We start from the raw sequence: 23,121 nt of genomic DNA on the forward strand, positions 1-23,121 counted from the left end.
GATGTGCGATTAGTGATACGAATATTCCTGTTTCTGGCCCTACCGACAATGGTTGTCGCCTGCGATAAGCAATCTGAAGAAGCGGAGCAAGTCAATGATGGCCTGGAAGGCGCAGAGACCATCGAAAGCGATAGCGGTCTGGTCGGGCGACTCGACATTTCCAAGCGCGGCGCCCCGATGATCGATACGCCGTTTAAAGACCCGGAAGGCCAAACGGTCCGTCTGGCCGATTTTATCGGCAAACCCGTATTGGTCAATATTTGGGCGACTTGGTGCGCGCCCTGCGTGGTTGAAATGCCGATGCTCGATGAACTGGCCGCACGCGAGCAAGATCGCATGAAGGTTTTGGTGGTGTCCCAAGATATCCAGGGCGCGGAAAAAGTAGACCCGTTTTTTGCCAAAGCCAATTTCAATCAATTGGAAGCCTATACCGATCAAGAAAATGGTCTCAGCTTTGGATTCGGATCCGGACTAATGCCCACTACCGTATTATATGACGCCCGGGGCAAGGAAGTGTGGCGTGTCATCGGGGCCATGGATTGGGATGGGAGCCGCGCGGCCATGCTTATGGAAGAGACGCTCGCGGAAAATTGAACAACGGGCAGAAATTACTTCGCTTTTATCACTCCATCGTTTCGGAAACCGCTGGAATGTGGCGCAACAAATCGCCGGGTGTGCAATCGAGATAATCACAGATTTTGGATAGGGTTTCGAACCGAATCCCTTTCACCTTTCCCGATTTTAGCAACGAGAGATTAGCATCGGTAATGCCGACATGAGCGGCCAGGTCCTTCGACTTCACTTTGCGAATCGCGAGCATCACATCAAGGGTTACTTCAATAGCCATCAGACAATCTGCCTTAGTTCATCCTGGATTTCGCGGCCTTCTCTCAAGGCGCCTGCTAGCGCTATCAGCACAGTCCCGATAAGCAAGGTCAGAACATTGGGATCGATCAGGTAAATAATAAAGTCGATACTATTTTCAATCAGTGCGCGCGGCTCAATCAACATCGGCAACAGCACGTCAAAACAGAGAAAGACAAGATAGAGCAATATCATCGCTCTACCCATGCGGGCCAAAGCATTGGCAGTGCTGTCCAAAAACAATTCGCGCCGTTCGGCATGTTTCAAAAACTGATTAATCGACCGAAACAGCAACCAAAAAGTTATGATAGCGAAACCGCTTGTAAAGACGATCGCCGCGTAATCGATCATGTCCAATGTCGGCGCTTTTGAATCCACCTCAATAAAGTCCATCAGCATATCGGTGTCGCCGGCCAAGGCCGTGCCTGCGGTCAGAAGGATCATCAAGCCGACAAAGGACGTCATAATCCCGGCAACGATGCGCAAGACTCGATAAAGCCATCGATTCTGAATGAGAGCTTTCTGATTCATAGAAATTACCTTTTGATTGACAGATAAAAATTATTGTTTAACAGAAAATTTTATTCATGGTTCAGAAAGATTTTAGAGTGTAACTGGCCATATTCAATCAAAATATTCATTGAAGGAAATCTAGTTATGAAACTCTCGAGAACGGGCATGATCTCAACCATCGCATGCTGCAGCCTTGTGCTAGGCGGATGCGCGAGCCTGTCTTCCGGCTATCGGCCGATCGTCGATGGCTATGAGGATGAAGCCTATCACGCCGACCTTGCCGACTGCCAAGCCCTGGCCAAAACCAAAGACAAGGATAGCGCCGAAATTTCTTTTTTAGCCGGTGCGCTTGTAGGCGGTGCTTTGGGTGCTGTCGAAGATGATTCGGCTGAGGGCGCGTTGGTCGGTGCGCTGCTGGGCGGGCTGATCGGCGGTGCCAGCGGCGCGGCCGACACGCATGAAGAGCGCAAATATATTGTCATTCGCTGCATGACCGGTCGCGGACATCCCGTGGTGGGTTGATATGGTACAATAATTCCTAGGCGCTGATCCCAAACGGCCAAGCTTTCGCTCGCTCATCAGCGCCGCACATTCAAAAATTCTAACAATTTTACTACCGGGCCGGCGGTTCTGGAGACGGTCTTGCTGCGCCCAAATTTTCCCCAAATGTCTAGAAAGGACACATTATGAAGACGACCCTGAAACTATCAACATTGGCTTTTGCCCTGACCCTCTTTGCAGGAACCTCGGTTGCCCATGCCCAAGATAGTGAAGAGAATTTTGAAGGTATTAAATTTGGCGTCCAAGCCGGTTGGGAAAGGCGCAAAATAGATGAAACCTTGCTACCCGCTCCCAATAGTGCGCGATTGGATGATAAAAATAGCGGGATAACATATGGCGGATTTGCTGGCTATGATGCGCAATTTGATCAGATTGTTCTAGGCGTAGAGGCCGATTTCAGTCCCAATGGCAAAACATTACAATCCTCCTTGGTCAATGGCGGTTCGATTGAACTGGATTCCAAATGGGCAGCGAGCGCTTCAGCTCGGGCCGGTATTGCGATCACGCCGAATGTTCTCGCTTATGGCCGCCTCGGCTACGGGTTTAATCGATATCAGATTCGCAGCCTTGCGGCAGGCAATAGCACGCCGATTGCAACGGAAAGAGTCACGGGCGAAGGCCTGATTTACGGCGGCGGTCTCGAATTTGCGATGAACCGCAACGCCTCTTTCCGGGTGGAATATCGGCGCAATGATTATGATCGGTCGCTTCGCTCGGACCAAGTGCTGGGTGGCTTGACCGTGCGCTTCTAACCCCCCCTTAGAAGCGCCCTTCTGGAGATCGGGCGATGGCTATAGACACCCGCTACGCCATCGCCCGGTCTCAACCGCATTAATCCAACGTCATAATGGACCGCACCCCTTTCATGAGCAGGCACAGCCCTCCCGAGCTACAATCTGCCGCACAGCAGAAATTGGCTATTGATCAAAAAAGAGCCCATGGGCCCAATCTACTCTATTGGCTGGTTCGATTGCTGATCTGGGGTCAGCGCAACTGCTAAGGGATTAGAGCTTCGCAACAACCGGCGCAGCTCTTCTGGGCATCCTTTGATCTCGAAGCATCTTACCCAAGGAAAATGGTGGGCGATGACAGGCTCGAACTGCCGACATCTTCGGTGTAAACGAAGCGCTCTACCAACTGAGCTAATCGCCCTTGCATGGGTCAGACCCAAGAAGTGTGTGGGGCCATTGCCAAATCAGAACGGCTTTGGCAAGCATCTTTGCGCAAGCTTTTACGAAAAGCAAAAATAGGACTGCCTTTCCCGAGTTCAATCCCGGCCGCTAGTCAATCTATCGCAAAACCCAAGCTCCTTCCGCGATTCGCAGCCTATACCCGATTATCCACAGAATTTTTACTTTATATTACAGCTAGTTAGATGGATTTATCGATTTTTCCACAGCTTGCCGCTGTCAATCTAATTATTTCATTTTTTTTACAAAGATAGCCTTGATCGACTCGCGCAGACACGCTTACTAAGAGACATCGGCTGGCGGTCACGGATTCGAGAATCCTGGCCTCTATGACATGGAAAAAAATAACGCTGAAACCTGTTTTCAGCAGAGGCGTTTCTATGCCTGTCGGTTCCTATGGCTGGGAACCGCTTGAATCAGGGTAGAAATTTCCAGTTGATGAGCGGTTCCGCAATAAGGCGGGTGGAGACGATTCGGGGGAAGTTAGTGGTTCAAGGTTCAGGAAAATCGGGCGAAGACCCGGCCAATGCGGCGACGGTCACGGATAGCGATCAGCGGGATTCGGGCAACCAAGACAATATCTCGCCTGCCCTCCTATCCGCTTGGCAAAATATCAGCAGCGGATTGCGGCGCGACTTAGGCGCGCAGATTTTTGGCCAATGGATCAAACCGATAAAATTGTCTCATTTTGATTCCGCAAATGGAAATTTGCAATTGGTCTTACCCTCTGAATTTGCCGCCAACTGGGTGCGCGATCGCTATGCCGACCGTTTGCTATTGGCTTGGAAAAGCCAGGATCTGGCTGTCCAGAAGCTAAGCTTTTCAGCCAAAGCCGGTGCTGCGCGAATCGCTCAGGTTAAACAAAGCAATGCCGCGGCCAGCGCGAAGACACCGAATCACAAAACAGCAAAATTCCATCTCGATCTTGATCCGCGGATGCGCTTTGAAGAATTTATCGCGGGCCATAGCAATGTACTCGCACTCAATGCCGCGCAACGTATGGCATCACCGGAAAAACCGCTGTTCAGCCCGCTCTATCTGCAATCTTCAACGGGACAGGGAAAAACCCACTTAATGCATGCCATTGGCCATGCCTATCGCGCGGAATTTCCTGACGCGCGGATTATCTATATGTCCGCCGAACGTTTCATGATTGAATTTGTTTCCGCCATGCGGCGCAATGAGACGATGGAATTTAAGGCTGATCTGCGCGAAGCGGATTTGCTGATGATCGATGATATACAATTTATTGTCGGCAAAAATTCAACCCAGGAAGAATTTTTGCACACGGTCGATTCGCTAATCAGTCGCGGCAAACGCATTGTCGTGGCCGCGGATCGCCCGCCGCAAGCCTTAGACGGAGTGGATCAACGGCTATTGTCACGACTGTCCATGGGACTGGTCGCCGATATTCAGTCGGCGGGACTCGAATTGCGCCGTGATATTCTTCAGCATCGGTTGGCGGCGATGCCGCATCAGGATGTTTCGGAAGATGTTGTTGAATTTCTCGCGCGCACGATCAGTCGGAACTTGCGCGAGCTGGAAGGCGGTCTCAACAAGCTGCTCGCTTATGCGCAGCTCACCGGACGTGCGATTACCAAGGAACTGGCCGAAGAACAGCTGTCCGATATTCTCAGCGCTTGCCGTCGCCGCATCACCATCGATGAAATTCAACGCACCGTGTGCGAATATTATCGGCTCGATCGCAATGAAATGTCATCCAAACGGCGCGCTCGTGCTGTCGCGCGGCCGCGCCAAGTGGCAATGTATCTGGCGAAAGTCATGACCCCGCGTAGCTACCCAGAAATTGGCAGAAAATTTGGCGGCCGCGACCACAGCACCGTGATCCACGCCGTCAAACTGGTCGAGCAATTGCGCGGCGAAGACTCAGAAATGGACAATGACGTGCGGATGCTGTTGCGCCAGCTGGAAAGCTAACGGGTCCAACGCCTAGTCGAACCCGGACTTTTGCGTCTGTTCAAGCGTCCAATAAGAGCGGCTATTTTTTCTCTGGAGCGACGGAAATGCGCACCCGTTCGCCGCTATTGCCTGGGAAATCAGTAAACATGGCTTCCACCAAATTGGGCACCAAATAGGTCAGGTTTTTCGATCGCGACAGCGCTTCTGCTTTGCCTTCGAACAACCGCTCGCCATCAGCCTGCCGGTCAATTCTCAAATCCAGTTCCGTGGTAAACACGGTAAAGCTGCGCACGCCGCCAAAACCGGAAAAGCCATGGCCGCCAAATAAAAACGGGTCATGGAAACCAAAGCGGTAGCGGTGCCGTCCGTAGAAGCCACGACGGCGACCATAAAAGCCGGTGGCATAAAAAGGATCATAGTCAGCGACGACTTTTTCCCGGCCTTTGTCGACATCATAATCCATGCTGACAATCAATTGCGCGGCAGCTGGATCTTCACTGCGCTGATAGCCCAAATCGCTCATACGCTGCTCTACCAGAGCCGCATATTGCGCAAATTCGAGACCGCCAGATAATTCTGGATCCGATGCCACCACGGCGAAACTTTCCCCTTGGGCCGGTGGCAGCGCTTCAAAGCGCTGAACATCTGCGCGAAAGGGAGATGCGCAAGCGCTCAGTGCCAGAACAGCAAGCGGCGCGATGATGGTTAACTTGAGACCATGAGGGCTCTTATTTTTGGACGCTGTCATCTTCATTCCTTCAACTTAAGAACATACCCGCCATCTGTGCATTACAATAGCCCGGTCATGCTGAACCACCATTGAACGACAAAATGATGCCGTTCATCGATGGTGAGTCTCTGCAAAATAGCAACTTTTCTCGCGGACAACAAAGCCTTGAGTTATGATTTTACATCCCAAGTCATTATGGTCGATAATATTTGGCTGCGGACTGCGTAACTGTTAAACGCTCAAAACAGAACAGACCAGTTCTCTATGATGACCAGTAAACCGGCCCCTGAAATTATTGGGTGTGCTTGAGTAAAGTATAAGAAAGTAACGGATCGCAATGCAGGAAACGACCAGCGATGATATTTGGGGCGGCCAAATATTATTGGTTTCAAACGACACCCAACTCATCGGGCTATATAGCCAATCGATAGAATTGCTGGGCGGTAAAATTTCCGCTCTGCCGATGGAATTCAGCGACTCCATATTGGCGCAATATGCCGACGTAGCCGCGATGGTCATCCATGTTACGCATTGGAACGATGCTCAGCAGGAATCGCTCAAAAGAGCGGAAATCTACTGCCAATCGCACCAATTGCCGCTGCTGATCCGAACCGATCTCGCATCACTAGATGCGACATTAGGGGCAATTAATTACAGCAATGTTGAACATATTTTGAGCGACAATATCGGCGATCTATTCGCGGCTTTGGAGCATAATATCAAACATCCGATCAGCAATTTATTCGGCGGTCAGGATAATTTCGGTCTTAGCGATCTCAAAAAAATCTCGCGCGATGTAGAACGGGTTGCAAAAACGTTGGCTCAACTCAACGCCGCAGAAAAGTCTGGAGACGCCCCTGCGCATCCTGAAAATACCGGCGCCTCCGAACAACAGACCATCAGTGATCCGATCGATCCTTATCCAACAGTGAGCGAAGACCAACAGCCGGTAACCGGAGAAGATATCCGCAAATTGATCGAAGCGCGGCGAATGCGGCACCATTATTTTGAAGCTGCATTATTTTCGGATCCCGCCTGGGACATGATGCTCGACCTGATGGCAGCGCGATTGGAAGAGCGCAAAGTGGCGGTATCCAGTCTCTGCATTGCGGCTAATGTTCCGCCTACGACCGCCCTGCGGTGGATAAAGACGATGACCGATCAAGGGATTTTTCTGCGAAAAGCGGACGAAGAAGATGGCCGGCGCATTTTCATTGCGCTGAATGAGGATGCCAGCTTGGGAATGCACCGGTATTTCACAGCAGTGCGGCATTATCAGCTATTGTCCATTTAAACGAACAAAAGAAAACCCGCCATGGTGAGCGGGTTATCTTTTTCTACCGATGACAAGCGACCTAAACAGGCAGCAGGGATTTATCCCAGAGCGGCAACCCGCTTTGTCAAACGGCTAAACTTACGGGATGCGGTATTTTTGTGGAAAACTCCGCGTGCAACGCCGCGCGCCAATTCCGGTTGAACCGCTGCCAGTGCAGTGGTGGCCGCTGCCTTGTCGCCCGCTTCCAATGCCGCTTCAACGGACTTGATTTTGGTGCGAATCTGGCTGACGCGATTTTTGTTAATCACGGTGCGGCGCTCGTTGCGACGGATACGTTTCTTTGCTTGCGGCGTATTAGCCATGAAATTTCCTCAAAACTGAAATGCTGAAGTGCCACAAATCGCTGCAACGACCCGGGCTCAAGTCGGCGGTCATTAGCTTCCTAGATGATTCCCGTCAATAGCTGAGTCAAACGAGCGAATGGCCGGGCTAGCTTTGGCATTTTCGGCAGTAAAAGGTCGACCGTCCGCTATCCACTTGACGCAATACCAGCGCGCCGCAATGGCAGGCCTCGCCTTCCCGGCCATAAACCAACCATTCTTTGGAGAAATATCCCAGATCACCGTCCGGTTGCACAAAATCACGCAGGGATGAACCTCCGGCGGCAATGGCGGATTCCAAAACCTGCTTTATCGCGATCACTAGCCGCTCATATCGGGGCTTTGATATGCTTCCGCCCATCCGACTGGGGCGAATCTTGGCCATATGCAGCGCCTCGCAAACATAAATATTGCCCAGTCCCGCTACATTGCGCTGATCAAGCAACAACTGCTTAATCGGCGCTTTGCGGTCCTTTGTGACCATCTTCAAATAGCTGCCGTCAAAATCGCTGCTCAAAGGCTCAGGGCCCATTTTGGCAAAAGGCTCAAACCCGTTCAAATCTTCCGTGCGAATCAAGTCCAAGGATCCAAAGCGCCGAGGATCGTTCAGCACCAATGTTCGGTCTTCTTCGGTTTCCAAAACCAAATGATCATGTTTTTCAATCGTTTCCGGGTCGATCCGCCACCGTCCGGACATTCCCAGATGAAAGATCATCGAGTCGCCGCGATCGGTTTCAATTAACCCATATTTGGCGCGGCGCCATAATCGTGTGACCCGCGCACCGGTCATTCTCTGGCGCAAATCCACCGGAAAAGGGCGGCGCAAGTCGGCACGGCGCGGTTCAACCAGGCGCAGCTTTCTGCCTTCCAATACCGGTCGCAAGCCAGCAACGGTGGTTTCAACTTCTGGTAGTTCTGGCATCCGGCCTCTCAAAATATCGTAACATCGCTGTTCCTAGCAGCTACAGGGTGATTGCAGAGCTGCCAAGCGTCGTCTAATGCTTGTCCCCGAAAACCGCTCTTGGACAATTTCCGAGGGCCGATTCCAAAGGTACGAGCAACCAATATATGATCGAAACCAAGACAGTCTCCTTCGGCTATGAAGATGTGGACGAAGACGAAAAAGTCAGCCGTGTCGGCCAAGTTTTCTCGAACGTCGCGAGCAAATATGATGTGATGAACGATGCCATGAGCGCCGGGACACACCGGCTATGGAAGGATCGCTTCGTCCGCCGGGTTAAACCGCGCGATGGTGAACAAATTTTGGATATGGCCGGCGGCACGGGAGATATAGCCTTTCGAATGGTGGATAGCGGAGCCCATATAACTGTGGCCGACATTAATCCCGATATGCTGTCTGAAGGGCTAGACCGCGCTATTAAAAAAGGCGAAGGCCGGCTTGTCTGGAGCGAACAAAATGCCGAAATACTGAATTTCCCGGACGCTCATTTTGACGCCTATACGATCGTCTTCGGCATTCGTAATGTTACCCATATCGAACAAGCATTGTCCGAAGCCTATCGTGTGCTGCGCTATGGCGGACGTTTTTATTGCATGGAATTTTCCAAGACATTGTGGCCTGGCTTTGACAAGGCTTATAATTTCTATTCCCACCGCGTTTTGCCCAAAATCGGGAAAGCGGTCGCCGATGATGAGGACAGCTACCGCTATCTTGCTGAATCGATCGATCGATTTCCACCCATGGAAGATTTCCGCCAGATGATCGCGGATGCTGGATTTTCTCAGACCAAAGTCGAACCGATGATGGGTGGCTTGGTGGCCATTCATAGCGGTTGGAAAGCCTGAGCATCTTCAGACAATGACATCTTCCCGTACCCATATTTTCCGCTTGCTCAAATGGGGCCGCACACTCGCCAAACATGGTGCATTGCGCGACATTGAACAGCATAAAACCACGCCCGCACCGGTACGCCGGCTGTTCCGGTTAGCCCGATTGGGAACCATCCAACCCAAAACACCCAACTATTCCGCAGCGCTTCAGGCCATCGGACCCGCAGCGATTAAACTTGGTCAGACCTTAGCCACCCGCCCGGATATTATCGGAGAAGAAGCGGCCCGTGATCTGTTGCAATTACAAGATAATTTGCCACCTGTTTCGTTCGATCGGATCAGCGATGAAATAGAAAGCAGCCTCGGTCAGCCGATTGAGCAGCTCTATCAACATATCGATCCGCAGCCCGTCGGAGCAGCATCAATTGCCCAAGTGCACAAAGCCACAACCCTTGATGGAAAATCGGTGGCAGTCAAAGTCCTTCGGCCTGGCATTATCAAGAAATTCACTGCCGATATCGAAACGTATGAATGGGCCGCGGCCCATCTGGAAGCCATGGGCGGCGAGGCCAAACGGCTCCGTCCGCAGTTGGTCATTGCCAATTTTCGTCGCTGGACCATGCGCGAATTGGATTTGCGCCGCGAAGCCGCTTCGGCCTCAGAACTGGCCGAACATATGGAAAATGTTGAGCAGTTTGAAATACCGGCCATAGACTGGGATCGCACGTCCGGCCGCGTTCTGACATTAGATTGGGTTGATGGCGTGAAAATTTCGCGCCGCGATGATTTAATTGCCGCCGGCCATGATCTCAATGATGTTGCCAATCGCCTAGTGCATACATTTTTGAAACAGGCGATTGAAGCCGGCTATTTTCACGCCGACATGCATCAGGGCAATTTATTTGTGAAAGCCGATGGCACGATTGTCGCGATTGACTTTGGCATCATGGGCAGGATCAACAAAAAGGCCCGCTTCTGGCTAGCCGAGATCCTATATGGATTGACCACAGGCAATTATCGCCGGGTCGCCGAAATCCATTTCGAAGCCCAATATGTTCCAGAGCATCACAATATGGAAGATTTTGCGACCGCTTTGCGCGCTGTTGGAGAACCCATGCGCGGGAAACCGGTCAGTGAATTGTCGGTTGGTGATATGCTAGATGGCCTGTTTGCCATTACGCGTGATTTTGACATGGAAACCCAGCCCCATTTGCTGCTTTTGCAAAAAACAATGGTGATGGTCGAGGGTATCGCAACCGATCTTAATCCCGGCATTAACATGTGGGACGCGAGCGGCCCGTATGTGAAAAACTGGATTCGCGGTGAATTGGGCCCAGAAGCGGCCATTGCCGATCGCATCAATGCGGATGTCGACACCTTGATGATGCTGCCGGATATCGTGCGGCGACTTGACCAGCAGTTGCCGCGGCAAGGCGGGGCTCCACCGCCCCCTCCGGTAGCGGAAGTCGATCTCATTTTGGGCTTGAACAAGTCCCGCCAACGCGGCGGTTTTTGGCGTTATGCGTTGACCGCGGTCATCGGCGCATCGATTGGTGCTGGCGCTTTGTGGATGTGGGGGTAATGATTGAACAATGACGAAGCCCAAACATATTCTCCTGATCATCGGCGGCGGCATTGCCGCCTATAAGGCATCGGAACTCATCCGGTTGATCAAGAAAGCCGGTATGACGGTGCGTTGTGTTTTGACCGAATCCGGTGCCCAATTTGTGACACCCATGACTCTGGCTGCCTTGTCCGAGAACGAAGTCCATACCACGCTTTGGTCGTTGAAAGACGAAACTGAAATGGGGCATATCCAATTGTCCCGCGAAGCGGATCTGGTTGTGGTTTGCCCGGCGACTGCAAATTTGCTCGCGAAAATGGCTGGCGGCATTGCCGATGACTTGGCGACCACCTTGCTTCTTGCAACCGACACACCGGTTATGGTGGTGCCAGCAATGAATGTCAGAATGTGGGACCATCCCGCTACCCAGCGCAATATCGCGCAGCTTAGCCGTGACAAAATACGCATCATGCCGCCTGAGGAGGGCGACATGGCTTGCGGAGAATATGGCCCGGGCCGGCTTCCTGAGCCGCACGCTATTTTAGAGCAAATGACGCACTATTTGGGAGAGAAAACTCCCACCGGCTTGATTGGTGAGCATGAACTTGGCGCCAATCCTCTGGCCGGCCAGCCTGCCTTTGCACCCGACCAACACCGCCCTTTGCATGGCAAGCATATCTTGATAACCGCCGGCCCGACGCGCGAGCCCATTGATCCGGTGCGCTATATCGCCAATCGATCTTCTGGACGTCAGGGTTTTGCGATAGCCGCCGCCGCCGCCGAAGCGGGCGCCCAAGTGACTTTAGTCGCCGGCCCCGTCAATCTTCCGACCCCAGCCGGCGTCATGCGGATCGATGTCGAAACCGCATTGGAAATGGAAGCCGCGGTTGCACAAGGGCTTCCCTGTGATGTGGCGATCATGGTTGCCGCTGTTGCTGACTGGCGTGCCGATGTTCGCGCGGAGCAGAAAATCAAAAAACAGCAAGGCGAAGCTCTGGCCCCCTTGGATCTGGTAGAAAATCCGGACATATTAGCGGGGCTGGCCAAGCATGAACACCGCCCTGCTCTACTGATCGGATTTGCCGCAGAAACCCAAAATATTGAAGAAAATTCCCGCGCAAAATTGGCCAAAAAAGGTTGCGACTGGATCATCGCTAATGATGTTTCGGGCGATGTTATGGGCGGTGCAGAAAACAGCGTCCATATTGTCACGCAAAATGCGACAGAAATTTGGGAACGCTTGCCAAAGCCAGAAGTGGCTCGGCGAATCATTAGCAAAATTATAGAAGAGATTTGACCCCATGTTTGAGCCCATAGAAATAGCCGTGCAGCGACTGGATAATGCCGGTGACCTGCCATTGCCCAGCTATGAAACAAGCGGGTCTGCGGGCATGGATATTCGTGCGGCGGAAGCTACAACCATTGCCGCAGGACAGCGCGGCTTGATCGGCACCGGTTTCGCGTTCGCCATTCCGCAAGGCTATGAAGTGCAAGTGCGGCCCCGTTCTGGCTTGGCCTTGAAAAAAGGGATTTCGGTGCTCAATAGCCCCGGAACAATCGACAGTGACTATCGTGGTGAGATTAAGGTTATAATCGCCAATTTGGGAGATGATGACTTGGCGGTGGAACGGGGCGACCGGATCGCCCAGATCATTGTCGCGCCGGTACAGCGCGGAATTCTGACCGAAGTGGATAGTCTGGATGAAACCGAACGCGGCGCTGGTGGTTTCGGTTCCACTGGTGTATAAATGTTTGAACCGATAGCTTTTGAAAGGAAACACCGATGATTGATCTTCTGTTCGCAATGGCCATGGCCACGACAACAACGCAGGATGCAAATTTGGCCACAGCCATGCCCGCAGATTATTCGGTGCTTGAAACCGCGCAGTTCAGAAAACCCATTTATTATGTCGAACGCCACGAAGCAGCAGCCGAGCGCAAGGCGAAAAAAGCCAAATGCAAATTTCCGACCGCAGAACGCTGGGTCTATGCCCGCATTGAAGCGGCGATTTTGGTTGCCCCCGATGGCGAACTGGTCAAAGTGGTGCCGGTTGAAAGCGGCTGCCGCGAACTGGAAACTTACACCGCCAACCATCTAATCAAATATGTCGGGAAAGCCGGCCCGGTGACCAATAGCAACACGCCAACATGGTATAAAACAGCAATGCATTTTCGCTGGCCTGAATGACCGAATTTACCGATGACCAGCTTGATCGATATGCGCGCCATATCGTCTTGCGGGATGTTGGCGGTCTTGGTCAAAAGAAGATAATCAATGCGCATATTTTAATCGTCGGCGCAGGCGGCATTGGCTGCCCGGCCATTCAATATCTGGCCGCCGCAGGCATTGGCGCGCTGACCATCGTAGACAATGATATTATATCGCTTTCCAATCTCCAGCGTCAGGTTCTGTTTTCAACGGGCGATATCGGCAAACCGAAAGTCGAAATTGCCAAAATTGCTGCACAAAAAATCAACCCAGATGTCTTAATAAACGTGGTTAATGAAAGACTTACCGCGCAGCATTTTTTTGACGATGCTGCAGCATTTTTTGGTCAGTTTGACGCCATTATCGATGGTTCCGACAATTATCAAACGCGGCTTTTGGTATCTGATTTGTCCATTGCGCACCATGTCCCGCTGGTATCCGCCGCCATCGGTCAATTTCAGGGTCAGCTTGGTGTTTTTCGCGGCTGGGAAAAAGACAAACCCTGTTACCGATGTTTTGTAGGCGACGCACTGGATCCGGATGATTGCGATAATTGCTCCGACGTTGGTGTGCTCGGCGCAATGGTCGGTTTGATGGGCAGCTTTGCCGCCATGGAAGCCATTCGCGTGGTGACCGGATTTGGCAAGGACCCGGTTGGCAAGCTGCAACTATTTGATGGATTGAGCCCGGCAATGCGCAGCATCAACCTACCCAAAGACCCAGAATGCAAAAGCTGTCGGCCGATGATGGCTTGATTGTTTTTCTCTCCGGATAAGGTAAGGATAAAAATAACCGGGGAGACGAAATATGACCTTACCAGTAACCGCTTTAACTGCAGCCATCTGTGCTTTGTTGATGCTATTCTTGATATTCAAAGTGGTCGGCCAAAGATTGCGGACCGAGACCGGCTTTGGCGCAGGCAATGACCCCAAGCTCGATATGGTAAGAGGTTGCCATTCTAATCTTATAGAAAATGCCCCAATTGCGATTTTATTGCTGGCTTTGCTCGAAATGACAAACGCCCATCATTGGGGACTTACCGGACTGGCTGGTCTCTTTCTAATCTCTCGGGTGATCCATATTTATGGGATGCACCAGCATTTTGCCGACAAAACTATTCGGCTACGGCAACTTGGCGTTGTTGGTTCCGCTTTGTCCATTCTCGCCCTCGCACTTTGGGTGCTCTATCTGTTTATCACCGTCAATCTGGTCAATTAGATCTAGACCCTGCTGCGCTAAAAGCGCGCTCCATCCACGGTGCGCATCGGCAGATCTTTCCAGAACGGCAACGGAAAAATCTTCATATTGAGGCCCATACGATCAGGCGGTGCAGTACGCGGCGTCCAATGGGTGTGGGTTCCGCAGCGATTGCAATTCCATAAAGTGATTGTTTTATCACCTTGGACATATTGGTTCAAATGATCCGCTCGGGCTTGAATGGTCACATCGTCAGGATGCCAGTAACCCCCGCGCCAGCCGCTTTTGCAGCATAGTGAACAATTGCATTGTAAAGTTTCCAGCGGGGGAAAAGGCACAATAATCTGCACGGCGCCGCAATGGCATTGGCCTTTCATCTCACCCATTGTGCAACATATCTTCCACCCAGACCGGCACCAATTGGCCAGCCTTGCCGAGGCGGCTTTCATCAAAATAGAGGCTGCCCTCAGATGGATCCAAATTTATTTCCAAAGTCTGGGCACCATAATGCTGCGCCGAACGGACAAATCCAGCGGCAGGATAGACTGCGCCCGACGTGCCGATTGAAACAAACAAATCACATTGCGCCAAAGCCAATTCGATCCGTTCCATTTGATAGGGCATTTCTCCAAACCAAACAATATCCGGCCGCATAGCCACTTCACCACAATGCGGACAGGCTGGATCATCCGACAATCGCCCACGCACTGGCGAGCGTGTTTCGCAGGCCAAGCACAGGCCGCTAAGCAGTTCGCCATGCATATGCAACAAGCGATTGGATCCCGCACGGTCATGGAGATCGTCAACATTTTGCGTGATCAACAAAAAGTCGCCACCCCATTCTGCTTCCAGTTTCGCCAGAGCTTTGTGCGCAGCGTTGGGATGCACTGTTTTCAGCTTGGCGCGGCGCTCATCATAAAAGGTTTGAACCAGCTGCGGGTCTCTTTGGAAGGCTTCGGGCGTGGCAACATCTTCGACTCGATGACCTTCCCACAACCCATCGGGCCCGCGAAAGGTTGCGACACCACTTTCTGCGCTAATTCCGGCTCCGGTAAGAATGACAATATTGTTTATTTCGCGCATCACGCTATGCCAGCAGCTTCAGCCAAATAAAGCAAGCCTATCGGTAGGGAAATATGACAGCAATCGGAATTATCGGAAGCAAGGGCCGCATGGGACATGCCTTGATCAATGCCATTGGCGAACAAGAGCAAATGGAACATGCTGGCGGCGTTGATCAAGGCGATGATTTTGCCCAGCTGGTTGAAAAAAGCGATGTGCTGGTCGATTTTTCCGTCCCTGATGGGCTCGGTCAACGTCTCGATTTATGTGCGGCAGCCGGCAAGCCGGTTTTGGTTGGCACAACCGGACTGGAACCCGCGGATCACCTATCCATCGACGCGGCCGCTCACAAAATCGCGATACTCCAGACCGGAAACACATCATTGGGCGTCAATATGCTCGCAGCCTTGGTCGAGGAAGCCGCCTCGCGTCTGGGCGACGACTGGGATATTGAAATTGTCGAAATGCACCATCGGCACAAAGTAGACGCGCCATCAGGAACAGCCATTTTGCTGGGTGAAGCAGCGGCCAAGGGTCGCGGAATAGCGCTAAAAGATCACCGCGAAAGCGGCCGGGATGGACAAACCGGCGCACGGGCCAAAGGCGCTATTGGGTTCGCGGCCCTGCGCGGCGGTTCGGTTGCTGGCGATCATCAAGTGATATTGGCGACCGACGAAGAGCGCATCGAATTGGGTCATCGCGCGGAAAATCGGATGATATTTGCACGGGGCGCGATCAAGGCGGCACTCTGGCTCACCGCGCAACAGCCCGGTCGCTATAATATGACCGACATGCTCGGCTTGAAATAAGCGAAATCCCATGAAGAAAGATGATATTTTTGAATTTTACGCGCGTCTGGCCGCCGATAACCCGTCCCCGGAAACAGAGTTAAACTATGGCAATGTCTATCAATTGGTCGTCGCCGTGGCGCTGTCTGCACAGTCGACGGATATAGGCGTCAATAAAGCCACCCGCCTTTTGTTCGAAACGGTCAAGACACCCGAACAGATGGTTGCGCTCGGACTAGAGGGTCTCAAAGAGCATATTAAAACCATCGGCTTGTTTAACACCAAAGCCAAAAATGTCATCGCACTGTCAGAAATGCTGATCGCTGATTTTAATAGCCAAGTTCCCGCTGACCGCGACGCGCTCACGACATTACCCGGAGTCGGTCGCAAAACCGCAAATGTTGTCATGAACTGCGCTTTTGGCGCCGAAACATTTGCCGTTGATACCCATATTTTCCGCGTCGGTAATCGCACCGGACTCGCTCCAGGAAAGACGGTTTTGGCGGTGGAAAAAAAACTGGAAAAACAGACGCCAGCGCCGTTTCGCGTCCATGCCCATCACTGGTTAATCTTGCACGGCCGGTATATTTGCAAAGCCCGCAAACCGGAATGCTGGCGATGTCCGGTAGACGATCTGTGTCGGTTCAAAAAGAAAACACCGGCGCCCTAACCGGCAACAGCGCCCCAATTCCTCCCGTCCCGTTCAGCTTGGAGAAATCCCCAGCGGCGTAATTTTTACCTCTGGACCGTTCGTCACAGGCTAGGAGATAGGAAATGAAAATTTTGATACCCGTCATTTTGGGCGCATCTGTTGCCGTTGCTGGAGCCGCTTATGCCGGCAAAAAAACATCCAAAGACGACAAGTTTATAATCAAAACTGTCGGTGAACCGAAAACGTGCATTCGGCGCAATTTTATCCGGTCGACCAATGTCATTGACGATCGCACGATCGATTTCAAAATGCGTAATGGCGATATTTTCCGCAATGCCTTGCCAAATCGTTGTCCGGGCCTGGGCTTCGAAGAAGCCTTTAGCTATCGCACGTCAACCAACCGCTTGTGCAATGTCGATATTATCCGCGTTCTCGACAACACCGCAGGTAGAATCGATACACGGGCAGCCTGTGGTTTGGGCAAATTTCAAGAAATTACGAAGACTAAACGGAAGAAAACCGAGGGCTGAGTCCGCTGAGACCAGTTGATTGCCCTTGTCGGCAAAATAGGGATTGGCAAAGCGCCCCAGCCGCTGCTAAGCGCGTACCCGCTGTCAATGCATCAAGCACCCGTAGCTCAGCTGGATAGAGCGCTGCCCTCCGAAGGCAGAGGTCACAGGTTCGAATCCTGTCGGGTGCGCCATATTTTGCAATCGCTTATGACAAGCTTAGAGAAAGCAAAATTATTCTGGGCAGCACCGGGGTAGCACCCTATTCTTGGACAATCCGATATTGAATCACCAATACACTTTCGATTCAACTATGAAGTTTAGGAGCATTTTAGCTTTTGGAGGCACCGGATACACAGGTAAAGATGCAGAACAGTTGCGATCTGTATGAGCCAACAAGAGTTTTGAAAAAGTTGAACTTCGGAACTGCATGAGCAGTTCATAATGAGCGTCACCGACCAGAAGCAGCACGAGTCAGAAACAATTTTATTATCCCAATAGTCCCATCAATTGCTACAAATCCGTGTTTGCAAATAGAGGTGAGCTTTCGGCTATTTACTAAAACCAATGGGACTCCAATCCCTCTGCAGAACACAGCTATATGACCCGTCATTCCCCCGTCTGATACAACTGCTTGGGCTGTGGACATGATATGCATAAAATTGTCTGGAAGGGCGCCTTGGAAATCTGATACTACCAGCACATACTCTCCTGTGGGCCTTGCCAGCTCAGCCGCTGGCCACATCACCGGTCCTCCCCAACCAATTCCGTGACTTCCTGGGCGTCCGCGTAAAGATCTTCCATTTGCCGGGAGAATAACTTCGCCGCTTTTTTCAATTTCGTTGAATACCAGTCCTCTCAGCGCATACTGCAAATTTTTTTGAAGGCTGTTGATGTCGTTTTCAACGTCCCCTTCTATTTCAATCCGAATTTTGTGCCCCGATAGAACTTCGCTTATGACCGTCTTAACAGTCTCGGCATTGTGTCCTGATTTCAATTTGTGGAGCTGAAAAAGCATCTTTAAATCACGCCACGCTAGAGCTACGTCAAACCGTGTGTTGTATAGTGATATAGCTGCAATGTTTCTGTCCGATAGAAATAGCTTCAATTGTTGCGGATCTTGGTAGAGCTCTTTGAGTACTTCAAAAATTCCGCTTGCCGTGATGTTCAAAAGAAGCTGCGCGATTAATGATTCTACTCGGGGGCTGTTAGCCTCTCTTCTGCTTTCCCAAAATTGTTTGGCAGTGGCTTCCAAGGAATGTTCAACATAAGTTTGTCTCAACAATCCTATTATGCCTACATCCTGGAGATAATCGTTTCGAAGACGCTGCATAACCACTTCGCCAACACTGTTCGTAAGAGAAAGTGACAGCGCCTTAACAGCTATATCATCGACTTTCGACCAGTCGTTTAGCAAGTCATTCAATTTCATTATCCACTTTTCATTGATCAAAAATGAGTCAGCTTTTCCTTTATCTCTTCGGCCAATCCCAGCAAGGGGTCGTCTGAGCCATTCGGGTAAAGTGCGGCATCTGGCACACGGGGGAAATTGCTCTTGGGTCGCCAAAACTGTGTAGGATTGAATCGGAATTTGGCAGCCAACCTCAATCCAAAATCGGTCTCATAATTTTTGTACATTCCTTTTTGACTCCAGTTCCTAATTTCAGGATATTCTCCTAGAAGATAACCCTCTTGAATATGGGGCCTTACTGCCTCTGGTGGGCAAATTGAGGCAAGCCTTAAGACTGTGACCGAAGCTTCAGCACTCGCTGTAATTGCGCCGCTGATGTTCGGCACTCCTAGCGCAAAAATAAATGCATCAGTTTGACGGGCTTTTGTGGCAAACGAAGCGGCAATTCTAAGAGAATGAGTCACATCGAGAAGGGGGGTTGCACAAACTTCATAGTGCTGCAGAATTGCCCATCTTATCAATTGCTGTTTTTTGAGCCGATCCTTTAGTGGAAAACGATATTTCTCAACCAGTAGTCGTTCCGCCTCTTCCAAAAGATGGTAACGGCGCGCAATTGCGCCTTGGTCCTCTCGCTCGTTCCCGGTGTTGCGAAACATCGAAGGTCTGATTGACGAGTTTCCTGCTCGATTTTTGTAGTCACCGGATTGCCCTCTCAACAAGAAGACATACCCTCTGTTTCTGAACTGCAATTCAGCAACTTTTTTGGCAAGCTCCAAGTAGTCCGGAACAAAAAGTCCAGGATCTTTTCTTACTCGAGTATTTGAAACCTGCTCGATCTTCTCCGAATCTGACAACCAAGACCATAGTTGTTCACTACCTATTGACTCCAAGATCATTTCCTTCGCAATATAATGTGTTTACAGAAAAACAAAGACTACCGATGGAATTATCTAACTATTCTCATTAATGATAAGGTGTAAAGCTAAATGGATTGGTCAACTCAAGTTGGAAATGTTGGAAATGATCAATATGACAGGCGGATTGAGAAACTGAAACAAGGCGGTATTGATACAAGTTCTATCGAAAAGACGGTAAACCAAACTATTGGGAACTTGAAACCTGGTTGTGGAAGTTCATTCGTGATTTTTGGAGAACCGCAAAGCGGCAAGACGGAAATGATGATTGCCTTGAATGCTAAACTTCTTGATGAGGGCCGGCGGATTATAGTTAACTTGCTTACTGATAGCGTTGATCTTTTAGGTCAAAGTTTAGGCCGATTTCGCAAGTCGGGGTTGAGCCCTTCACCGAAGAATTTCGATGAACTTCCGCCGAACGCCAAGGAGCTAAAGGGGAAAAAATGGGTGATTTTTTGCAAAAAAAATGCCCGGAACCTAGAAAATCTAATTGAACTCCTCCGACATGAATCGGATTTCGTGATTATAGATGACGAAGCAGACTATGCATCTCCAAATGCAAAGGTAAACAAGGATGCGAAAACGAGAATCAACGAGTTGATTACCGATCTTATTGGTTCTGATGGTCACTATATCGGTGTCACCGCAACTCCAGCGCGGTTAAATCTCAACAACACTTTCGACAATGTTAGTGAACTTTGGATCGATTTTGAACCACACCCCGAATACGTCGGGCAAGATTTTTTCTTTCCTGGCGGAAGCTCTGTAGGCTTTAAGTTACATACGTTCGATATTGATGAAGGATCAGAAAAAGCAGAACTTGAAAACGCAATTCTAAATTTTCTTTGTGGAGTAGCGGTACTTCACAAAAAAGGGGTGGACAAAAATTTCACTATGCTCGTCCACACGAGTGGCAAAAAAGACGATCACGCTGAAGATATGGAAGTTATCCATAATACGATTAGCGCCTTATCAAATCCGACATTAGCAAAATTCGATTCATTGGTGAAAAGGCTCGAGAAAGTTGCCGTCAATCACGATGCAGGCGAATCGGTTGATATCGTGAAATTTGTTTTGAATAACATCGATAAGAACCTCATAGTGGAGATTAACTCAAATAAATCCAGCGGTAAAGTTGCTGATGTTGCTGAGCCTACTAGCCTTTTTTCATTCGGAGCTGGTGGCAATATCATTTCGCGAGGTGTAACTTTCAGCAATCTGCTTTCAATGTACTTTACACGCTCGGTCAAGGGCAAGTTTTCGCAGGACACTTATATTCAAAGAGCTCGAATGTTTGGCGCTCGAAACGCATACAAAGAACATTTCCAACTTTGGATCCCGAAAGAATTACTGGCAAATTGGAACAAATGTTTCGAGTTTCACAAATTAGCGATTGAAGCCATGAAAAGTGAAGCGGGAGCTCCGGTATGGCTTTCTGATCATAAGACAACTCCCACTAGTTCTGCATCTATTGATCGATCGTCAGTCGACTTTGAGGGTGGCGAAATGTCTTTTGCGTTGTTCGACTTTGATGAAAGCCTGCATAATCAGCTTATGAATAGAGACGGCCGGACCGATAAAGAAATGATAGAATCGCTAGGGAAAATTTTATCAAAAGCTGAGTTCCCAGAATTTGTTCAACAATATCTAATCAACGATGTTGACAAACATAAGTCGAAGATAAGTTTCCATAAACCAAGTTCGTTTGGTACTAGAGCCAAGACATATTCGGATATAGAAAAAGCCAATGTCCGCAGAGACAAAGGCATTTTCGCTACGAACGAATACGCCCGTAGCGAAAGGCCAACTGCAAAACATCACTTAAAAATATTCTTCAACGAAACTTCAAATGCCCGACTCTTCTACAAGATAAATGGGAAAGCAATTCAGTTCATGCACAATAACAAATGATACGCGATTCAGATCGTTACTATGGGGTTGTACTCAATAAAATCGTTGATCATTTCGCTGGGCCAACGTCGATCGAAAAAATACCAGGACGCGTTCCCGGTTTTTACTTGTTACGAGATAACCTTCCGATTTATGTGAAATATTCAACGTCCAGGCGCGGACCTTGGTCCTTCACCTTCCACAGATCACACCAATTGGCTCAGCAAAAAATGGCGGCGCAATATGGAGAATGCATCGTAGCATTAGTTTGCGGACAAGATGGAGTTGCCGCTATGGACCATTCGAGCTTTCGAATGGTATTGGACAATGATTTTGACGAGCAAGAAGCGGTACTAGTACGCCGGAAACTAAAACAAATGTATCGAGTCAGCGGAAAAGATGGTGTTTTGGAGAGCAAAGTTGCACGCAATAGCCTCACAAAACTGATGAGTTTGAAAAAATAGTCTAGCAGGATATTCAATGAGACACATTCATCCCTTCCCGGCCCGAATGGCGCCAAGCATCGCCCTTGATAAAATCAACACATTGAAAAGTGGTCAAACAATCTTGGATCCAATGTGTGGCTCAGGGATGGTTCTGGCTCAAGCTTCAAAGCAAGGTCTAAATTCAATCGGCTATGATTTGGACCCGCTAGCGCGCCTCATTTCTCGGGTTGGTGCTACCAAAGTTGATGAAGAAAAAGCCAGGCGAGCCATGAGCAGGCTCATTGAGAAATGTCAGAAGACTAAGACAGAGTTGAAGTTAGATTGGATTGATGGTGATCCCGAAACATTGAAGTTTGTTCGGTTCTGGTTTGATCCTTTGCAAGAGAAACAGCTGCGCTCTCTATCAAAGTTTCTGGTTGTTAACCCAATAACTACCGATGCCAAAATCTTAAACTTGTTGAAGGTAGTGGTTTCAAGATTGATCATAACTAAAGAGCCAAAAGCTTCTTTAGCTCGAGATACTGCACACAGCAGGCCCCATCGAACTATCACAGACAATCAGTTCGATATTTTTGAGCATCTGCCTGGATCTCTGAATCATGTGTTGAAAGCTCTACAGGCATCGTCGATCAAACAAAATGCTAAGACTTATTTGGGAGATGCGCGAAAGCTTAAGAGAATCAAAGATGGGTCAATAGACGCTATCATAACTTCGCCGCCCTATCTCAATGCCATTGACTATATGAGGGGACATCGGCTTTCGTTAGTGTGGTGGGGCTATTCTCTCAGTGAGCTGCGACTTATTAGATCATCCTCAATTGGTAGCGAACGAATGCGTGATTTCGAACCGGAGGAAATGTTCAGCGGCATCGCCAGAAGGCTTGAATTTTGCAATGTATCAAAAAAACATCGTCGCATGCTATGGCGATACTTTGTCGATCTACAGAATCAAACCAGCGAAAGCGCAAGAGTCCTTAAGGATAGAGGAACTGCTTTGTATGTTATTGGGAACTCCAACATTCACGGGACCCACATTCGAAATAGCGAGCTGTTAAAAGAGGCTGCCGCACTTGCAAATCTAGAGGTCATTTCGGAAACTACTCGCGAAATTCCAAACAATAGAAGATACTTGCCCGTAACCGTGAACGCTTCGAATGCGCTTGCCTCGCGAATGAGGTCTGAGCATCTAATTGAATTTGCGCGCACTCGATCCAATGCAGTCTAGCTGAGGATAAAATTTGATGCTGACCCAAA

At 49.9% G+C, this 23,121-nt stretch carries 27 protein-coding genes and 2 tRNA genes; 19 read left to right on the top strand and 10 right to left on the bottom strand.

The annotated features are described in order from the left end of the window. Positions 1-3 precede the first annotated feature (3 nt). A complete protein-coding gene (locus ABJU74_RS06050; protein ID WP_348383941.1) occupies positions 4-594 on the top strand; it encodes a TlpA disulfide reductase family protein in 591 nt (196 codons plus the stop codon). Between the two features lie 28 nt (positions 595-622). Here the strand turns inward: ABJU74_RS06050 and ABJU74_RS06055 are convergent, their stop codons facing one another. After that, entirely contained in the window at positions 623-847 is a 225-nt protein-coding gene (locus tag ABJU74_RS06055) for a helix-turn-helix transcriptional regulator (RefSeq protein ID WP_348383940.1), read from the bottom strand. Next, a complete protein-coding gene (locus ABJU74_RS06060; RefSeq protein ID WP_348383939.1) occupies positions 847-1,395 on the bottom strand; it encodes a hypothetical protein in 549 nt (182 codons plus the stop codon). The genes ABJU74_RS06055 and ABJU74_RS06060 overlap by 1 nt, the downstream gene beginning before the upstream one ends. 126 nt (positions 1,396-1,521) lie before the next feature. On the opposite strand from ABJU74_RS06060, the gene ABJU74_RS06065 reads away from it, so the two are divergent. Next, positions 1,522-1,899: a glycine zipper domain-containing protein gene (locus tag ABJU74_RS06065; protein WP_348383938.1), complete on the top strand. Its 378-nt coding sequence runs from the start codon at positions 1,522-1,524 to the stop codon at positions 1,897-1,899. 164 nt (positions 1,900-2,063) lie between these two features. Then, on the top strand, positions 2,064-2,690 hold the full coding sequence (locus tag ABJU74_RS06070) for an outer membrane beta-barrel protein (RefSeq protein ID WP_348383937.1): 627 nt from the start codon (positions 2,064-2,066) through the stop codon (positions 2,688-2,690). A gap of 324 nt (positions 2,691-3,014) precedes the next feature. Here the strand turns inward: ABJU74_RS06070 and ABJU74_RS06075 are convergent. After that, positions 3,015-3,090 (bottom strand) — tRNA-Val (locus ABJU74_RS06075). Positions 3,091-3,707: 617 nt separating this feature from the next. Here ABJU74_RS06075 and dnaA point away from each other — a divergent pair. Beyond that, positions 3,708-5,066 (top strand): chromosomal replication initiator protein DnaA, encoded by a 1,359-nt coding sequence (dnaA, locus tag ABJU74_RS06080; RefSeq protein WP_348384032.1) that lies wholly within the window; start codon positions 3,708-3,710, stop codon positions 5,064-5,066. A gap of 61 nt (positions 5,067-5,127) precedes the next feature. Here the strand turns inward: dnaA and ABJU74_RS06085 are convergent, their stop codons facing one another. Beyond that, entirely contained in the window at positions 5,128-5,796 is a 669-nt protein-coding gene (locus ABJU74_RS06085; RefSeq protein ID WP_348383936.1) for a DUF4136 domain-containing protein, read from the bottom strand. Positions 5,797-6,115: 319 nt separating this feature from the next. On the opposite strand from ABJU74_RS06085, the gene ABJU74_RS06090 reads away from it, so the two are divergent. Then, positions 6,116-7,072 carry a hypothetical protein gene (locus ABJU74_RS06090; RefSeq protein WP_348383935.1) on the top strand — a complete coding sequence of 319 codons (957 nt, stop codon included), beginning with the start codon at positions 6,116-6,118 and terminating at the stop codon, positions 7,070-7,072. Between the two features lie 80 nt (positions 7,073-7,152). Here ABJU74_RS06090 and rpsT read toward each other — a convergent pair whose 3' ends face one another. Both rpsT and mutM read right to left on the bottom strand, forming a co-directional pair. Next, the gene (gene rpsT, locus ABJU74_RS06095) at positions 7,153-7,416 is read right to left on the bottom strand and encodes a 30S ribosomal protein S20 (protein ID WP_108811207.1); all 264 of its coding nucleotides are present in this window, start codon (positions 7,414-7,416) and stop codon (positions 7,153-7,155) included. A 127-nt stretch (positions 7,417-7,543) separates the two neighbouring features. Continuing rightward, on the bottom strand, positions 7,544-8,356 hold the full coding sequence (gene mutM, locus ABJU74_RS06100; protein ID WP_348383934.1) for a bifunctional DNA-formamidopyrimidine glycosylase/DNA-(apurinic or apyrimidinic site) lyase: 813 nt from the start codon (positions 8,354-8,356) through the stop codon (positions 7,544-7,546). Positions 8,357-8,502: 146 nt separating this feature from the next. Here mutM and ABJU74_RS06105 point away from each other — a divergent pair, with 146 nt between their 5' ends. From ABJU74_RS06105 to ABJU74_RS06135, 7 genes are read left to right on the top strand one after another with little or no spacing between them, the layout of a single operon-like run. Beyond that, positions 8,503-9,240, top strand: coding sequence for a class I SAM-dependent methyltransferase (locus ABJU74_RS06105; RefSeq protein ID WP_348383933.1), 738 nt, complete (start codon positions 8,503-8,505; stop codon positions 9,238-9,240). A gap of 13 nt (positions 9,241-9,253) precedes the next feature. After that, positions 9,254-10,807, top strand: a complete 1,554-nt coding sequence (gene ubiB, locus ABJU74_RS06110) for a 2-polyprenylphenol 6-hydroxylase (RefSeq protein WP_348383932.1) — start codon at positions 9,254-9,256, stop codon at positions 10,805-10,807. 10 nt (positions 10,808-10,817) lie between these two features. Beyond that, the gene (locus ABJU74_RS06115; protein WP_348383931.1) at positions 10,818-12,086 is read left to right on the top strand and encodes a bifunctional phosphopantothenoylcysteine decarboxylase/phosphopantothenate synthase; all 1,269 of its coding nucleotides are present in this window, start codon (positions 10,818-10,820) and stop codon (positions 12,084-12,086) included. A 4-nt stretch (positions 12,087-12,090) separates the two neighbouring features. Next, entirely contained in the window at positions 12,091-12,537 is a 447-nt protein-coding gene (gene dut, locus ABJU74_RS06120; protein ID WP_348383930.1) for a dUTP diphosphatase, read from the top strand. Positions 12,538-12,572: 35 nt separating this feature from the next. Then, a complete protein-coding gene (locus ABJU74_RS06125; RefSeq protein WP_348383929.1) occupies positions 12,573-12,977 on the top strand; it encodes a hypothetical protein in 405 nt (134 codons plus the stop codon). Then, positions 12,974-13,753 (top strand): HesA/MoeB/ThiF family protein, encoded by a 780-nt coding sequence (locus tag ABJU74_RS06130; protein ID WP_348383928.1) that lies wholly within the window; start codon positions 12,974-12,976, stop codon positions 13,751-13,753. The genes ABJU74_RS06125 and ABJU74_RS06130 overlap by 4 nt, the downstream gene beginning before the upstream one ends. A gap of 52 nt (positions 13,754-13,805) precedes the next feature. Then, entirely contained in the window at positions 13,806-14,216 is a 411-nt protein-coding gene (locus ABJU74_RS06135) for an MAPEG family protein (protein WP_348383927.1), read from the top strand. A 17-nt stretch (positions 14,217-14,233) separates the two neighbouring features. Here ABJU74_RS06135 and ABJU74_RS06140 read toward each other — a convergent pair whose 3' ends face one another. Together ABJU74_RS06140 and ABJU74_RS06145 are read right to left on the bottom strand one after the other, a co-directional pair. Continuing rightward, complete coding sequence (locus ABJU74_RS06140) at positions 14,234-14,581, bottom strand: GFA family protein (RefSeq protein WP_348383926.1); 348 nt, start codon at positions 14,579-14,581, stop codon at positions 14,234-14,236. After that, entirely contained in the window at positions 14,574-15,278 is a 705-nt protein-coding gene (locus ABJU74_RS06145) for an NAD-dependent deacylase (protein WP_348383925.1), read from the bottom strand. The genes ABJU74_RS06140 and ABJU74_RS06145 overlap by 8 nt, the downstream gene beginning before the upstream one ends. A 53-nt stretch (positions 15,279-15,331) precedes the next feature. Between ABJU74_RS06145 and dapB the strand changes: the two genes are divergently transcribed. The 4 genes from dapB to ABJU74_RS06165 all read left to right on the top strand — a co-directional run bounded on the left by dapB (position 15,332) and on the right by ABJU74_RS06165 (position 17,400). Next, positions 15,332-16,066 (top strand): 4-hydroxy-tetrahydrodipicolinate reductase, encoded by a 735-nt coding sequence (dapB, locus tag ABJU74_RS06150; RefSeq protein WP_348383924.1) that lies wholly within the window; start codon positions 15,332-15,334, stop codon positions 16,064-16,066. A gap of 10 nt (positions 16,067-16,076) precedes the next feature. Continuing rightward, positions 16,077-16,715 (top strand): endonuclease III, encoded by a 639-nt coding sequence (gene nth, locus ABJU74_RS06155; protein WP_348383923.1) that lies wholly within the window; start codon positions 16,077-16,079, stop codon positions 16,713-16,715. A gap of 104 nt (positions 16,716-16,819) precedes the next feature. Continuing rightward, positions 16,820-17,227, top strand: coding sequence for a hypothetical protein (locus ABJU74_RS06160; RefSeq protein ID WP_348383922.1), 408 nt, complete (start codon positions 16,820-16,822; stop codon positions 17,225-17,227). A 96-nt stretch (positions 17,228-17,323) separates the two neighbouring features. Continuing rightward, a tRNA-Arg gene (locus ABJU74_RS06165) sits at positions 17,324-17,400 on the top strand. Positions 17,401-17,657: 257 nt separating this feature from the next. Here the strand turns inward: ABJU74_RS06165 and ABJU74_RS06170 are convergent. Together ABJU74_RS06170 and ABJU74_RS06175 are read right to left on the bottom strand one after the other, a co-directional pair. Then, the gene (locus ABJU74_RS06170; protein WP_348383921.1) at positions 17,658-18,638 is read right to left on the bottom strand and encodes a PEP-utilizing enzyme; all 981 of its coding nucleotides are present in this window, start codon (positions 18,636-18,638) and stop codon (positions 17,658-17,660) included. Between the two features lie 17 nt (positions 18,639-18,655). Beyond that, complete coding sequence (locus ABJU74_RS06175; RefSeq protein ID WP_348383920.1) at positions 18,656-19,507, bottom strand: FRG domain-containing protein; 852 nt, start codon at positions 19,505-19,507, stop codon at positions 18,656-18,658. Positions 19,508-19,603: 96 nt separating this feature from the next. On the opposite strand from ABJU74_RS06175, the gene ABJU74_RS06180 reads away from it, so the two are divergent. From ABJU74_RS06180 to ABJU74_RS06190, 3 genes are read left to right on the top strand one after another with little or no spacing between them, the layout of a single operon-like run. Next, positions 19,604-21,442 carry a Z1 domain-containing protein gene (locus ABJU74_RS06180; RefSeq protein WP_348383919.1) on the top strand — a complete coding sequence of 613 codons (1,839 nt, stop codon included), beginning with the start codon at positions 19,604-19,606 and terminating at the stop codon, positions 21,440-21,442. Beyond that, on the top strand, positions 21,439-21,885 hold the full coding sequence (locus ABJU74_RS06185; protein ID WP_348383918.1) for a hypothetical protein: 447 nt from the start codon (positions 21,439-21,441) through the stop codon (positions 21,883-21,885). The genes ABJU74_RS06180 and ABJU74_RS06185 overlap by 4 nt, the downstream gene beginning before the upstream one ends. Before the next feature lie 16 nt (positions 21,886-21,901). Further along, a complete protein-coding gene (locus ABJU74_RS06190) occupies positions 21,902-23,092 on the top strand; it encodes a hypothetical protein (RefSeq protein ID WP_348383917.1) in 1,191 nt (396 codons plus the stop codon). Positions 23,093-23,121: the final 29 nt, after the last annotated feature.

It is taken from the genome of Parasphingorhabdus sp. (genome assembly GCF_039982415.1).
Lineage (GTDB): Bacteria > Pseudomonadota > Alphaproteobacteria > Sphingomonadales > Sphingomonadaceae > Parasphingorhabdus.

What these genes read in the sequence shown, in the direction of transcription:
- ABJU74_RS06055 (WP_348383940.1), bottom strand. Translation starts at nt 847, where the DNA reads ATGGCTATTGAAGTAACCCTTGATGTGATGCTCGCGATTCGCAAAGTG.
- ABJU74_RS06060 (WP_348383939.1), bottom strand. Translation starts at nt 1,395, where the DNA reads ATGAATCAGAAAGCTCTCATTCAGAATCGATGGCTTTATCGAGTCTTG.
- ABJU74_RS06065 (WP_348383938.1), top strand. Translation starts at nt 1,522, where the DNA reads ATGAAACTCTCGAGAACGGGCATGATCTCAACCATCGCATGCTGCAGC.
- ABJU74_RS06070 (WP_348383937.1), top strand. Translation starts at nt 2,064, where the DNA reads ATGAAGACGACCCTGAAACTATCAACATTGGCTTTTGCCCTGACCCTC.
- ABJU74_RS06085 (WP_348383936.1), bottom strand. Translation starts at nt 5,796, where the DNA reads ATGACAGCGTCCAAAAATAAGAGCCCTCATGGTCTCAAGTTAACCATC.
- ABJU74_RS06090 (WP_348383935.1), top strand. Translation starts at nt 6,116, where the DNA reads ATGCAGGAAACGACCAGCGATGATATTTGGGGCGGCCAAATATTATTG.
- rpsT (WP_108811207.1), bottom strand. Translation starts at nt 7,416, where the DNA reads ATGGCTAATACGCCGCAAGCAAAGAAACGTATCCGTCGCAACGAGCGC.
- mutM (WP_348383934.1), bottom strand. Translation starts at nt 8,356, where the DNA reads ATGCCAGAACTACCAGAAGTTGAAACCACCGTTGCTGGCTTGCGACCG.
- ABJU74_RS06105 (WP_348383933.1), top strand. Translation starts at nt 8,503, where the DNA reads ATGATCGAAACCAAGACAGTCTCCTTCGGCTATGAAGATGTGGACGAA.
- ubiB (WP_348383932.1), top strand. Translation starts at nt 9,254, where the DNA reads ATGACATCTTCCCGTACCCATATTTTCCGCTTGCTCAAATGGGGCCGC.
- ABJU74_RS06115 (WP_348383931.1), top strand. Translation starts at nt 10,818, where the DNA reads ATGACGAAGCCCAAACATATTCTCCTGATCATCGGCGGCGGCATTGCC.
- dut (WP_348383930.1), top strand. Translation starts at nt 12,091, where the DNA reads ATGTTTGAGCCCATAGAAATAGCCGTGCAGCGACTGGATAATGCCGGT.
- ABJU74_RS06125 (WP_348383929.1), top strand. Translation starts at nt 12,573, where the DNA reads ATGATTGATCTTCTGTTCGCAATGGCCATGGCCACGACAACAACGCAG.
- ABJU74_RS06130 (WP_348383928.1), top strand. Translation starts at nt 12,974, where the DNA reads ATGACCGAATTTACCGATGACCAGCTTGATCGATATGCGCGCCATATC.
- ABJU74_RS06135 (WP_348383927.1), top strand. Translation starts at nt 13,806, where the DNA reads ATGACCTTACCAGTAACCGCTTTAACTGCAGCCATCTGTGCTTTGTTG.
- ABJU74_RS06140 (WP_348383926.1), bottom strand. Translation starts at nt 14,581, where the DNA reads ATGGGTGAGATGAAAGGCCAATGCCATTGCGGCGCCGTGCAGATTATT.
- ABJU74_RS06145 (WP_348383925.1), bottom strand. Translation starts at nt 15,278, where the DNA reads ATGCGCGAAATAAACAATATTGTCATTCTTACCGGAGCCGGAATTAGC.
- dapB (WP_348383924.1), top strand. Translation starts at nt 15,332, where the DNA reads ATGACAGCAATCGGAATTATCGGAAGCAAGGGCCGCATGGGACATGCC.
- nth (WP_348383923.1), top strand. Translation starts at nt 16,077, where the DNA reads ATGAAGAAAGATGATATTTTTGAATTTTACGCGCGTCTGGCCGCCGAT.
- ABJU74_RS06160 (WP_348383922.1), top strand. Translation starts at nt 16,820, where the DNA reads ATGAAAATTTTGATACCCGTCATTTTGGGCGCATCTGTTGCCGTTGCT.
- ABJU74_RS06170 (WP_348383921.1), bottom strand. Translation starts at nt 18,638, where the DNA reads ATGAAATTGAATGACTTGCTAAACGACTGGTCGAAAGTCGATGATATA.
- ABJU74_RS06180 (WP_348383919.1), top strand. Translation starts at nt 19,604, where the DNA reads ATGGATTGGTCAACTCAAGTTGGAAATGTTGGAAATGATCAATATGAC.
- ABJU74_RS06185 (WP_348383918.1), top strand. Translation starts at nt 21,439, where the DNA reads ATGATACGCGATTCAGATCGTTACTATGGGGTTGTACTCAATAAAATC.
- ABJU74_RS06190 (WP_348383917.1), top strand. Translation starts at nt 21,902, where the DNA reads ATGAGACACATTCATCCCTTCCCGGCCCGAATGGCGCCAAGCATCGCC.